General features: G+C 59.1%; 11 protein-coding genes. 3 read left to right on the forward strand and 8 right to left on the reverse strand.

All coding sequences use genetic code 11. From position 1 onward, the window contains the following. Window position 1: 1 nt before the first annotated feature. The 6 genes from OKW28_RS01135 to OKW28_RS01160 all read right to left on the reverse strand — a co-directional run bounded on the left by OKW28_RS01135 (window position 2) and on the right by OKW28_RS01160 (window position 6,752). Window positions 2-895, reverse strand: a complete 894-nt coding sequence (locus OKW28_RS01135) for a branched-chain amino acid ABC transporter permease (RefSeq protein ID WP_429443180.1) — start codon at window positions 893-895, stop codon at window positions 2-4. A gap of 10 nt (window positions 896-905) precedes the next feature. Further along, window positions 906-2,051 (reverse strand): ABC transporter substrate-binding protein, encoded by a 1,146-nt coding sequence (locus OKW28_RS01140; RefSeq protein ID WP_429443182.1) that lies wholly within the window; start codon window positions 2,049-2,051, stop codon window positions 906-908. Between the two features lie 147 nt (window positions 2,052-2,198). After that, the gene (locus OKW28_RS01145) at window positions 2,199-3,137 is read right to left on the reverse strand and encodes a LysR family transcriptional regulator (RefSeq protein ID WP_429443184.1); all 939 of its coding nucleotides are present in this window, start codon (window positions 3,135-3,137) and stop codon (window positions 2,199-2,201) included. A 164-nt stretch (window positions 3,138-3,301) separates the two neighbouring features. After that, window positions 3,302-4,090 (reverse strand): IclR family transcriptional regulator, encoded by a 789-nt coding sequence (locus tag OKW28_RS01150; RefSeq protein ID WP_131315755.1) that lies wholly within the window; start codon window positions 4,088-4,090, stop codon window positions 3,302-3,304. A gap of 7 nt (window positions 4,091-4,097) precedes the next feature. Then, window positions 4,098-4,967, reverse strand: a complete 870-nt coding sequence (locus OKW28_RS01155) for an IclR family transcriptional regulator (protein ID WP_429443186.1) — start codon at window positions 4,965-4,967, stop codon at window positions 4,098-4,100. A 630-nt stretch (window positions 4,968-5,597) separates the two neighbouring features. Continuing rightward, the gene (locus OKW28_RS01160) at window positions 5,598-6,752 is read right to left on the reverse strand and encodes an acyl-CoA dehydrogenase family protein (protein WP_133665325.1); all 1,155 of its coding nucleotides are present in this window, start codon (window positions 6,750-6,752) and stop codon (window positions 5,598-5,600) included. Window positions 6,753-7,054: 302 nt separating this feature from the next. On the opposite strand from OKW28_RS01160, the gene OKW28_RS01165 reads away from it, so the two are divergent. The 3 genes from OKW28_RS01165 (at window position 7,055) to OKW28_RS01175 (ending at window position 10,568) form a co-directional block, all read left to right on the forward strand. Continuing rightward, a complete protein-coding gene (locus OKW28_RS01165; protein ID WP_133665326.1) occupies window positions 7,055-7,975 on the forward strand; it encodes an SDR family NAD(P)-dependent oxidoreductase in 921 nt (306 codons plus the stop codon). Between the two features lie 54 nt (window positions 7,976-8,029). Next, the gene (locus tag OKW28_RS01170; RefSeq protein ID WP_429443189.1) at window positions 8,030-8,908 is read left to right on the forward strand and encodes a MaoC/PaaZ C-terminal domain-containing protein; all 879 of its coding nucleotides are present in this window, start codon (window positions 8,030-8,032) and stop codon (window positions 8,906-8,908) included. A 214-nt stretch (window positions 8,909-9,122) separates the two neighbouring features. After that, a complete protein-coding gene (locus OKW28_RS01175; protein ID WP_429443192.1) occupies window positions 9,123-10,568 on the forward strand; it encodes an IS1182 family transposase in 1,446 nt (481 codons plus the stop codon). A 281-nt stretch (window positions 10,569-10,849) separates the two neighbouring features. Here OKW28_RS01175 and OKW28_RS01180 read toward each other — a convergent pair whose 3' ends face one another. Continuing rightward, window positions 10,850-11,518 (reverse strand): glutathione S-transferase family protein, encoded by a 669-nt coding sequence (locus OKW28_RS01180; RefSeq protein WP_429443194.1) that lies wholly within the window; start codon window positions 11,516-11,518, stop codon window positions 10,850-10,852. Window positions 11,519-11,682: 164 nt separating this feature from the next. Beyond that, window positions 11,683-12,837, reverse strand: a complete 1,155-nt coding sequence (locus tag OKW28_RS01185; protein WP_429443196.1) for an NADH-dependent flavin oxidoreductase — start codon at window positions 12,835-12,837, stop codon at window positions 11,683-11,685. Window positions 12,838-12,921: the final 84 nt, after the last annotated feature.

The raw sequence follows: 12,921 nt of genomic DNA on the forward strand, positions 1-12,921 counted from the left end.
ATTAAACCCGTTGTGTCAGGCGTCGGCCGAACAACCCTTGTGGCCGCATCATGAGGATGGCGATCATCAAAACGTACGCGAAGAGGTCGCGATAAGACGTATCCAGGTAGCCCGCCGCGAACGCCTCGACGAAACCTAGCAGGTAGCCACCCACCACCGCGCCCGGAATACTGCCTAGCCCAGCAAAGAGTACGATCGCCAATGCCTTGAATTGCAGCGGCTCGGCGAAATGCGCATCGATCGCTCCAATCGACAGCGCCAGCAGGACGCCTGCCGCACCTGCAAGCATCGAAGCCAGCGCCATCGTCCTGGCAGAGGTGACGTTCACGCGCACACCAAGCAGCGAGGAGACATCTTCAGAATCGGCGACGGCACGCATCGCACGGCCGACCCAAGTACGCTGCACGACAACCCTGAGCGTCAAGACGAGCGCGAGTGTCAGGGCAAAAATCAATACCTGGCCGACGGTGAAGTATGGTTCTGCGCCGCCCACGTGCAGGCGAATGACGGTCGATGCAAAGGTGTCTGGGTAGGAAATCGGCTGGCCGGAGAGCACCGTCAGACGCAGCGTTTCTTCGATGATGATTGCGACGGATATTGAAGTCACCATCGGGATCAAGTGATTCTGACCTCGAACCGGGCGGATGGCGATCCGTTCGATCACCACACCCAAGACAGCTCCGGCAAGCGTCGCAACTACAATTGCAGCGACTGCGCTATTCGTGACTTCGATGACGCCGTATCCGATATAAGCGCATGCCGCGAGCACAGCTGCATGTGACAGGTAAACTACCCGCAGTACTCCAAATATAAGGGTGAAGCCCACTGCAACTAGCGCATAGCTGCTGCCGATTGTGATGCCGTTGATGAAACTCTGGCCTAACGCGCCCATCATGACACTCCCCTCAGTCCTTGACCAGTTCCCATTTGCCACCGTGCGATACCAGCACTTGAGGCAACTTGAAGACGTAGCCCTCAGGCGTCATCGAAACGGTCCCCGTCAGACCCGTCCAGTCACGAACCGCGGCCAGCGTCTCAATGAACTTCTTTCGATCCGAGGCGCGATTTGCGGCATCGCCCTTCAATCCGCCACGCTCCATCACCGTCTTCGTCATCATCATCAGGTCGTAGGGCAGTGCCGCGACCCATGATGGCGCGCGACCGCCCGATCGGCTCTCGTATTTTTTGATGAACGCCTTCACGCGCGGGTCGGGCGAACTAGCCAGATCCGCCTGGGCATACCGGTAGACACCTTCGAGGATATCGGGGGGCAATGAGCCTACGAGCGCGTTGTATGCAGACTGCGTCAACATCACATGTGCGCCTGAGCGGGATTTGCGCAACTCTTTCAGCAGGCCCACGGCCGATCGATCAAGTGTGGCCAGAATCAAGAGGTCGGCGTTGGCGCTCGCCGCGCGGTTGATCTGCGGCCCGAAATCGACGTCCTTACTCGAAACGGACAGCGTGTCGACCGGGATGCTGTCGTGTGCCAATGCCTTGACGATGAGTTGAGCGTAAGAGGTCGCCGCGTTGTCCTCCTTCTCGACAATCAACGCCACCTTTTTTGGCTTGAGCTTTTTCGTGATGAAGTCGATCGCGACCGGGGTGGTCACGTTGACAGGCGTGGCAAACGAGAATGCCCATGGGCGGTTAGATGCCGTAAGACCGATAGCGGGAGCTGCGGGCGCGAACGAGGGACATTGCATGCTGTTGGCGACCGGGAAACCTACCTGTGCCTCATGTGACAAGGCAGGGCCAACCACGATCAGTGCATCATTGCAGGCTTGCCTGATCAACGTGGCAACCTGTCCGGGGTTGCTTTGTGTGTCCATCATCGTCAACTGAACGGGCCGCCCCAAGATCCCCCCGCTATGATTGATGTCTTCTACGGCGATCTCATAACCCAGTTTGAGGTCGAGACTGTACCCCGCGTTGACACCGGTGAGGGGCAACAACGCTGCGAACTTCCAGGGCTGCGGCGACTGGGCCAGGCTTGGCCCTGCGATTGTGCTGGCAAGCAACGCGGCAGCCAGCTTGGCTCGAAGCTTCATCTGATGTCTCCTCGTTCTCTCTTTTAACGCCATACATTGACTCGAAGCCTAAGCGCTTCGGTCAGGGGCGCCAACTTGAGATTTACGAAGCTTCGATTCGCTGCCGGCGAATGCGTGTGCTCGATGCCGCTACGCTTCGTCAGTGAGTTATCTTTGAGCGGCGGCAGGCACCTCTGGGGGCCGATCCAGCAACTGCTTGAGCAACATACCGGTTGCGGGTCCGATCGCGCGGCCCCTCGCCGTCGCGATGTGGATCGAGCGGGTGGCCCACGGCTCCGCAAAGTTCACCGCCGCAACTTCATTAAATAGCTTGAAGTCGAGCAGGCATTCAGGCTGCACAGTCACGCCGAGGCCTGCCTGCGCCAGGCTGATCGCGACGCCCGCGCTCTGCACACTGTATTTTGGTTTGAATTCGCGCCCAAGCCGTTTCGCCGCTTCCCGAAAACCGCTCAGCATCGCGCCGGCGACGATGACATTTTCCGGAAGTAGGTCTTCGAATGTGACGCTTTGCCGGTGGGCTAGCGGATGCCCTGCAGGTACGACGACGACCATGCGGTCTTTGCGGTACGGGACGATCTCGAGGCCGTCCAGTTCGAGCCCAGGCGCCGCCGCGAACACACCAATGTCGGCTTCACCCTGAGCTACATCCTGCACGATCCGGGCATTCTCGACCTCATGCACGACCAGATCGACGAGCGGAAATTCGCGCACGTACTCGCCCAGTTCCCGGGCCAGGAACGGAGCAATAATCGAACGCGCGGAGGCAATGGTTACGGCGCCACGCACCCCTTCACAGAATCCGGCAATTTCCGCTCTCGTATCATCGAGCTTGGAAAAAACTGTCCGGATGTATCGCAGGAGTACTTCGCCCGCCGGGCTCGGTACCACCCCCTTCGGGCTGCGCTCGAGGAGCTTTACGCCCGCGATCTCTTCGAGGTCCTGGATTCGTTTCGTCGCGGCCGAGGCAGCAATGTTCTCCCGGATTGCCGCACGCCCGATCTGCTGCTCTTCGACGGCCGACAAGAAAAGCCGCAGCGTGAAGAGATCAACCTGCCGGATGAAATAAAGTCTGTTAAAAGAGCTCATTGCCGTGGAATCATTAACGCAGAGGGAATCATGATGTTGTCGCCTAGTTTGCCCTGTCTCCGCTAGTTTGTGCCGGGGCCGGCTCGATCGCCATGGGCGTTAATCCCAATGCAGCCGGCGGCCTGATATCTCGTGCGCTAACAGCGCGCGACACACGATATGTGTCAAGGTTCACAGTCGATGTCAGCAAGCAATTCGGGGACTTTATGCGCGGCCAACTTCAGCGCCGGTATCACCTTTTTACGAATTGCCGCCATATGTGGTTCGAGTTCTACAGCGCCGCAACTCAACGCCATCAACGTGCGCGACCGCCCGACGTGGATTGGCAGCGCTATCCCATAGGCGTTGCGCTGATACTCCCCGACCGACATGCATACACCCGACTCCCGAAGATCATCAAAAGCCACCTCTATACCATTGCGCACAGTTGCCGCGGCGCCGCCGGCTGCATTCAGGATAGCGGTCATGCGAGCGCGGCGCTCGTCTGGTGGGAGCGCATAGAGATAAGCACGACCAACGGAGGTCGATTCCATCGGAAGCACCGTGCCCACGCCGAGCCGAAGCGTGGCGATTCTTGCACTGGTTCGGCAAGCGATGTAAAGCATATTCAGGTGGTGGGGCACTGCCAACGCAACGCATACATCAAGTTTGTCGGCTAGTTCCTGCATGAATGGATTGACGCAGTGCGTGATAGGGTTCGCCTCGAGATAGGCGTAGCCGATGCTGAGCGCTCCCGGTCCCAGTTCGAATTGACGACCGCCTCCGACTCGCCGTAGAAAGCCGATGCGAATCAAGGTCGATGTCAACCGTGACACAGTGGCCTTAGACAGGCCCGTTCGACGGACGAGCTCCGCGTTTGACAACGGGGCTCGCTCCGCGCGAAATGCGCACAGGACTTCCAGGCCGCGCTCGACGGTGAGCGTGACGTTTTGCGAATCGCTCGCGCCTGTCATATTTTCCTCAATCAACAAATAGCGCCTTTTCCTGCAGGGAACGTGCGGCGGCGACAAGCCTAGGCGCCAATTCGCGCTCCAATCGTGCGCGCCCCATGCGTGCGCTATGACCGATGCATGCGAGCACGAGCGGAGCATGGTCAGGAATGGTCAACGGTGCAGCGACGATCGAGAGCTCAGGCTCCCATTCACCCAGCGACGCGCAATAACCGGTGTTGAGTGCCTGCGAAATTCCCTCGCTGATGCGGTGCCGCAGGTGCGGCCAGTCGCGCCCCGCCTTGCGCTCGATATTGCCAAGCAGATAGAAGCGTTCCAGTTCAGGCAATGCCGAAAGCAACGCCCATCCCATCGGTGACGACGCGATACGCAGACGCGTGCCGACGTAGAGTCCAAGGTCAACGGACGCCGCTTTGCCCGCGCATGTTTCGAGTACGATCACGTCGAGACGGTCGCGCGTACCAAGCACCACATACGTTTCGTTTGCATCCGCTAGTGACTGCATTCCGAGACGGGCCAGACGCTGAACGTTCGAATGCGCGATTGCCGCGTATCCGAGGGACAAGACGGAAGCCGACAAACGATATTTGCGCCGCTCCGGCGAATAGCGCAGGTACCCCAGCGTCAGGAGCGAGCGCAGCATCCTGGAGACGGTCGGCGCCGGGATGCCTGTCTCGAGCACGATGTCCTGATTGCCGAGCCATGGCTCCTGCGGCCTGAAGGCCGCCAGAACCGCGATGCTTCGTGCCAGGGGCACGACCATCGCTCCCCCACAGGCACCGTGGGCACTAGCCCCCGCCTGTTCCATCGCTGCGGCATCCAGCCCCGCCTCTTCGCGCGCGGCGACAGCTGCGTCGCCATGATGTGTGCGCAATGACATTGATCACCCCGTTTATAGTCAAGCGAATGCCGTAACAAGCATACGGGTCGGAGGGCAGAAAACCTGTTCGGTACTCGGTGTTCAACACAATGCATCTAACGAATCGATGGCGCAGCTCGTCAATGATCTTGCGTCAACGTTCCGTACATCGGAAGTATCGCGCTATGCGAGGCCTTGGCCATTCGGGGATACCCGTGCCCGCTCCGTCGCAAACGATTGATAGCGCTTGCCGTTCTCTCGCCCGAGTGCGGAACAGATGTTCCGGCGTTTCCTGACGGAGCGTTCCCGGCTAGGAAACCCGCATGGCCGGGCGCCGCGGTCCTGGCGGGAACACGCACCAGGAGCCGTCCTCGTGCCGAAAGAAACAGATGGCTACGAGGCCCGTTGCCGCTTTCGCTTCGACGCGCACGTAACGCCCGCACGCCAAGCTCGAAAGTCTGAATAAACGTACTCGGACCGGAATCGCTCTGTTCGGTGAGAGCCAACTTTCAACTACCTCACGTAACGACCTTCTCGCGCTTTCCATTTGCATCTCCACCGCCGCGGAAACCATTCGGTTGCTCGGGGCTGCCGCCCCGCCCGCTCCGTTTCCGCCTGGCACGCATCGCCGGCCATGCCGGCTCCAACTGATTAATGTTCCGCTTCCCGGATCATGTTTCGAGCAATCACAAGTTGCTGGATCTGGCTCGTTCCCTCGAAAATGCGAAAGAGCCGCACATCGCGATAAAAGCGTTCAATGCCGTACTCGCTCATATAACCTGCCCCGCCATGAATCTGGACTGCCCGGTCAGCCACACGCCCGCACATTTCCGAAGCGAAGAGCTTCGCGCAGGAGGCCTCGGTGCTGACCTTTTTCCCCTCGTCGCGACGCCGCGCCGCGTCGAGTACCATACAGCGCGCCGCGTAGAGCTCGGCCTGACTATCGGCCAGCATGGCCTGTACGAGCTGGAAGTCAGCGATCGGCTGACCGAACTGCTTACGCTCCATCGCATAGCGCAACGCATCGTCAAGCATCCGCTGCGCGACGGCCACGCATATGGCAGCAATATGAATCCGGCCCTTATCCAGCACCTTCATCGCCGTCTTGAATCCGTTACCTTCAATGCCGCCGATCAGGTTGGCAGCCGGTACGCGGCAGTTTTCAAATATCACGTCGCAGGTGTGTGCGCCTCGCTGCCCCATCTTTTTGTCGCGCTTGCCGAAGCTGATGCCCGACGCGCCTGCCTCGACTATGAATGCCGAAATGCCGCTTGCGCGCTTGTCTTCGGGGTTGGTCCGGGCCATAAGCGTAAAAATGCCAGCCTGCGGCGCGTTGGTAATAAATCGTTTCGTACCATTGACGACGTAATCGTCGCCATCACGAATCGCGGTAGCCCGCAATGAAGCAGCATCGGAACCGGCCTCTGGCTCGGTCAACGCGAACGATGCAATCAACTCGCCTGTAGCCAGCCGGGGCAAATACCGCGCCTTTTGCTCTGGCGTACCGTCAAGAAGAATCCCCTGCGAGCCGATGCCCACCGTCGTGCCGATCAGCGAGCGGAACGCGGGCGAAGCGCGACCCAGCTCGAACATCGCAAGAACTTCCTCCTCCATCGTCAACTGCAGGCCGCCGTACTCCTCGGGAATCGTGATGCCGAAGAGACCCATCGCCTTCATGTCTTCGATGATGTCCTGTGGAATCTCGTCGGTCTCGGCCACCCGTTCCTCATTGGGGATCAGGCGCTCTCGTACGAATCGCGCGATATTGTCGCGCAGAGCATTCATCGTTTCGATGTCTCGAATCATGGTGGTGTCGTTGCTCGTGTGGGTCCATTGACGACTTCATGCTCCGATTCAAAGGAGTTAGCGTCAATCACATCTGCAGGCATGTTCCGTACTTTGACATCAACGACGACAGCGCCAATATCCCTCGGCGCCGGACCGCCTGTTGTTCCGGCCCCGCTCAATGCACTTTTGAAGTACGGAAAGGCTTTGCCTCACGCGTTGACAGCGAACGTCCGTGAGCTCCATTGTGATGGATGATCCCGCTGCAGGTAGCAGCACCCGCACATCACACCTGTGGCACTGACAGTTCTATGGAGACATGCATGACAAACAAAGATCTGATGGCTGGCAAAGTGGTGATCGTCACCGGCGCCGGCGGCGGCATCGGCCGCGACATCGCGTTGCTGATGGCACGGTATGGCGCGCGCGTCGTGGTGAACGATATCGGCGCCTCGCTTCAGGGTACCGGGCGCGATACGACGCCAGGCGAAAGCGTCGTTGAAGAGATTCGCGCCGACGGCGGTGAAGCAGTCGCCAACACGGATAGCGTGGCCGACCAGGGCGCGGGTGCACGGATCATATCGCAGGCACTCGACGCATTCGGCCGAATCGACTGTGTCGTCAACAATGCCGGCATTCTTCGCGATCGATTTTTCCACAAGATGTCGGACGAGGAATGGGATGCCGTGTTGAAGGTGCATCTTTACGGCACGTTCAGTCTCAGCCGGGCCGCCGCTCCGTACTTCAAGGATCAGGCAGGCGGAGCATTCGTGCACATGACTTCCACCTCGGGGCTCATCGGCAACTACGCACAGGCCAACTACAACGCCGCGAAGATGGGCATTGCGGGGCTCTCGAAATCGATCGCGCTCGACCTCGAAAAATTCAATGTTCGCTCGAATTGCATTGCGCCATTCGCTTTCAGCCGCATGATCAGCTCAATACCGACCGACACGCCGGAGCAAGCGGCGCGGGTGGAAAAGATTAAGCAAATGACGCCAGCGAAGATAGCTCCGCTTGCCGTCTACCTCGCAAGCGACACCGCTCGTGAAGTGAACGGACAGATTTTCACCGTGCGCAACAACGAAATCTTTTTGATGAGCCAGCCTCGCCCACTGCGTTCCGTGCATCGCAGCGAAGGATGGAGCCCGGAGACAATCGCCGAGCACGGCATGCCGGCGCTCAAATCCTCATTCGTTCCGATGGAGCGTTCAGGCGATGTATTCAGCTGGGACCCGGTATGACACTCGCTATGGCCATACCGCGCAGGCCAACGGCGATCGGCAACGGAGTTTGACATGGCCATCGACTATCACGGGCTGAAAGCCTGGCGATTCGACGATGTCCGACAGGACTACAGCGAACGCGACGCGGTACTTTATGCCCTCAGTGTCGGCTTCGGAGTCGATCCGCTCGATCGCCGAGCGCTTAGCTATACGTTCGGCCCATCACTGTCGGTCGCACCGACTCTGGCTGCGGTTCTCGGCTTTCCGGGACAGTGGATGAGAAATCCCGAGAGCGGCATTGACTGGGTCAAGGTCGTGCACGGCGAGCAGCGCGTGCGCCTCTACGCCCCATTACCGCCAGCCGGCACGATTATCGGCCGCACACGCGTCAAAGCGATCGTCGACAAGGGGCGCAGCAAGGGTGCACAGGTACTGATGGAGAGGGATGTCATCGATGCCACCAACGGCAGACTCCTCGCAAAGGTCGAGCAGTTGAATTTCTGTCGTGGCGATGGCGGCTTTGCGGAGAACGGTCCGCCAGGCGACCCCCCTCTGCCGCCCGTGCCGAACGTCCCCGAACGAGAGCCTGATATCGTTTGCGACTTACCGACTAGACCCGAGGCTGCACTGCTTTACCGGCTCAATGGAGATCCTAATCCGTTGCACGTCGATCCCGAAGTGGCGCGGGCCGCCGGCTTCGAGCGGCCAATCCTTCACGGCCTCGCGACGTACGGTATTGCAGGGCATGCAATTCTGCGCGACGTCTGCGGCTATGCCCCCGGACGTCTCAAGATGCTCTATGCACGGTTCTCCGCACCTGTGTTTCCCGGCGAAACCATACGCACCGAGATATGGACACTCGACGAACCCGAAGGCCGCGTCTATTTCCGCTCGCGCGCCGTCGAGCGAAACGTCGTCGTGCTGATGAATGGCGAGGCCGAGATCGACTGACACGTAGACCGCATTAAATCTATCACTGTTGCGACAGTAAATGTGTCGCAACGCTCGGCCGGTTGCGAATCGTCGGTCTCGGCCACACTCTGCTGGGCGCCGCGCTACGATGCTCCCCGCCACAGTGCAAAGCGCATGAGCCGTAGTCGGCCGAGGGTGTGTGAAAACGCACTCATCGCCTAAACTGAATCAACTCATTGAGACCGGGTGACTCATGAAGCGATTCGTTGAAGGCGATGACCGCAAGCAGGTCGCACTACTTCCCGAATGCGTCGATGACTACATCGGCCAGGACAACCCGATCAGAATCGTCGACGTGTTCGTGGACGAACTGGACCTCACGACTCTCGGCTTCAACGGCACCACGCCCGCAATCACCGGGCGCCCGTCCTACCACCCTGGCGTGATGCTCAAGATCTATATCTACGGGTATCTGAACCGGGTACCCTCAAGTCGGCGTCTTGAGCGCGAATGCCAACGCAACGTCGAGTTGATGTGGCTGACAGGACGTCTGGCGCCAGACTTCAAGACGATCGCCGACTTTCGCCGCGACAACGGGCCGGCCATTCGCAACGTATGCCGTCGCTTCGTCGAGCTGTGTCGAGGACTGAAGCTGCTATCGAGCGACATGGTCGCCATCGACGGCAGCAAATTCAAGGCGGTGAACAGCCGCGACAGGAACTACACGGCGGGCAAGATCGACAAGCGTCAGCAACAGATTGAGGAAAGCGTCCAGCGATACCTCGACATGATTGAAACCGCAGACCGGACCAGTCCGACAGGTTTCGATGTGAAGACCGTGCGCCTGTACGAGAAGATCGCTCTGTTGCGCCAGCGGATGCGTGAGCTCGAGCAAATCAAAGCGCAGCTGAAGAAAGAACCTGACGGACAACTGTCGCTTACCGACCCGGATTCCCGCTCTATGACCAGCGGTGGCAAAAGAACCGGAACTGTCGGCTACAACGTGCAGACCGCCGTGGATACGAAGCACCATCTGATCGTGGAACATGAGGTGACGAATATCGGAGGCGATCACGGGCAACTCAGCAGGATGGCCGTGTCAGCGAAGAAGGCGATGGGCAAGTCGGGGCTGAAGGTGCTAGCTGATCGAGGCTACTACAGCGGTCCGGACATCCGCGCCTGTGCACTGGCGGGAATCACCACGTATGTCCCGAAACCACTCACCTCGGCGTCAAGAAAGAAAGGGCTCTTTACCAAGCGCGACTTCATCTACGTTGCCAGGAACGATGAGTATCGATGCCCCGCTGGTGAGCGCGCAATTCTTCGATTCAAGACCGTTGAGAAAGACATGAACCTGCGCGTGTACTGGCCCAGCGCATGCCCGCGTTGCCATCTCAAGGAGCGATGTTCCCCCAGCGACTACCGCCGCATCCGACGATGGGAACACGAACATGTACTGGAAGCCATGCAGCGTCGACTCGAGCGCATGCCCGATGCAATGACCATTCGAAGAAGCACGGTCGAACACGTCTTCGGCACGCTGAAGCATTGGATGGGGGCCACCCACTTCCTGACCCGGACGCTGGGACGGGTGAGCACCGAAATGAGCCTTCAGGTGCTAGCCTATAACCTCAAGCGCGTCATCAATATACTGGGGGTTGCCGGAATGATGAAGGCGATGAAGCTGGCTACCAGCTGAGGCCCCGAGGGGCTTCTTACGGCCGCGATGTTCGATTAGCGCTAGCTCGACGCATCTAACCTGATCGATCCGACCCGCAACGTCGCCCTCAGCGGTAGAAATGGAGTTTCCACACGCCCTCGGCCATCTACGGCCGACCGCATCGCGTCCAAACTGACACTCAGGCATCCGCTCCAGTCGCGCCAAACTTTCATGCTCATGAGGGCGCATCCGATTTTTCGGTTCGTCCCCGCAATCTACGACTGAATCAAAGCTGCGGAGTTTTGGCGAGAGCCACGCATCTATTGCAGGATCAGCGCATGTTGCCTGGAAAGCTGTTCCCGAAAACGGACCGCGTAGTCGGCGCCCACCGCTGCTGCAACGCTGGGTCGGGACCTCAACGTTTGTCGCCACTTCTCAATCTTCGGAGCGTATTCAAAAAATACTGACGTACGATCCGCAGGGAGACAATCGAAAAAACGACTCAGTGGGGCCATGGCAGCATCAACCATGCTGAAAAACTTGCCATTGAAGTACGGTCCAGAGGAAACTTCGCCCTCTATCTGACGGATCTTTGCACGGAATGTGGTTTTTTTGCTTTCGAAAACTTCCATATCGTTCGCGTTGAGCATCAGCCAGACGTCCGCGTACATCGATGAGATGTACTCCGCCCATGCTCGATCGCGCGCGCGGTCAAAGGCATTTGATGGGTGCATCGGCGGACCTTCCTGCGACTCTTCAAGGAACTCGCATATCGCCGTGCTTTCGAAGAGAACAGCTTCACCACCGTCGGGGCGCGACGCGATCAAAAGAGGTACCTTGCCCGTTGGAGATTTCTTCAGAAACCATTCGGGTTTCTCTGACAGATCAACGTTGACCCGATCAAATGCTACGCCTTTCTCCCCCAGCACGATTGCGGCACGTTGGACGAAAGGGCACAGGTGATGGCTAACCAATGACAGCGGTTTCATTTCAGTATTGCTCCTCCAGGAGCTCGGTTTCCCCATCGTGAGGATGTAAAGGTTAGGCGTGCTGGCCGGAGTTTGAGCTCCGGCCTTCTCGCTCCTGGCGCCGGGAGGGCTCGTCAAGACTCTCCTGGCGAACGTCATCGAACCTTCCCAGACACCTGGTCAGCTCATTCAGCAACCACCGCTTGGGTATCGAGCGAAAACCAACCCTTCGTTGCCTGAATCACTTCCCACAGCTTGTCCGGAATCGCCAGCTCTGGCACTCGCGACGGATCCAGTGTGGTGGCAATGTCCGCCGCCCGGCCATCGCTCGCGAGCTCGATCCAGTCCGGATTCATCACCAGCGCCTGTCCGATTGCGACCAGCGACAGCCCCGATGCCAACGATTTGACGGCTTCACCGGGCGTTCGGACCAAGCCAGCTGCAACTAGAGGTATGCGGCCACCGACATGTTCAACAATCAACTCGGCGGTCGTATGCTCGCCCGCATAGTCCAGCGGCCTGGCATTCGGGATATCAAAGAGCGAGGCGTGGATGTAATCGACACCGCTCTCGATCAGCGCGTCAATCAGGACATAAGTGTCGTCCATCCGCAGTGCGCCTTCGCCTGGTTCTTCAGGTGACAGGCGATAACCAAGCAGGAAGGGCCGCCCGGCATGTTCCGCGATGACGCGCTGCACTTCACGCACGACCGCGAGTGGAAAGCGCATGCGGTTTTCCAGAGAGCCACCCCATTCGTCGTTGCGCTGGTTGAAAAATGGCGAAAAGAAATTCTGAATGAGGAATCCATGAGCGCCATGCAATTCAACGCCATCAAACCCTGCCTCGATGGCGCGGCGTGTTGTCTCGCCAAACGCACGAATGATTTCCACTATTTCGTCGTGAGTGAGGGCCTGACTGGTCACTTCGCCGTCGTTGAATGGACCAGGAGGCGCCTTTAGCGCGCTGGCACTGACCACCCGAGCGTCCGGAACCAGATGCGGCACGGCCTTGTTGCCAGCGTGGAAGATCTGCAGGATCGCCGGCGCACCACCGCTTTTCGCCGCCTGCGCGAGACGGCGCAGGCTCGGAATAAACCGGTCCTCATGAGCAGCGAATTCACCGGTAAACCCGATGCCGTTTGCCGTCACGTGGGTGCAGCCGGTCACAATCATGCCGACGCCTTCGGCTCGGGCGCGATAGTAGGCCACCTCCTGATCGGACACCGTGCCGTCGGCATTGGCGGACCAGGTCGTCATTGGCGCCATGACGGAGCGATTGCGAAGGGCAACGCCGTTCCCGAATGCAAACGGCTGGAAGAGTGGCGATGTTCGTTGCGTCATAAGAGTCGATTTGATTATGATCAGCGACAACCAGCCGTGGCTACCGCGTAAGGTTCGAATGAACCTATACCCGGCGTCGGCGGA

The sequence above is a fragment of the Paraburkholderia sp. 40 genome (assembly GCF_050434105.1).
Taxonomy (GTDB): Bacteria; Pseudomonadota; Gammaproteobacteria; order Burkholderiales; family Burkholderiaceae; genus Paraburkholderia; species Paraburkholderia tuberum.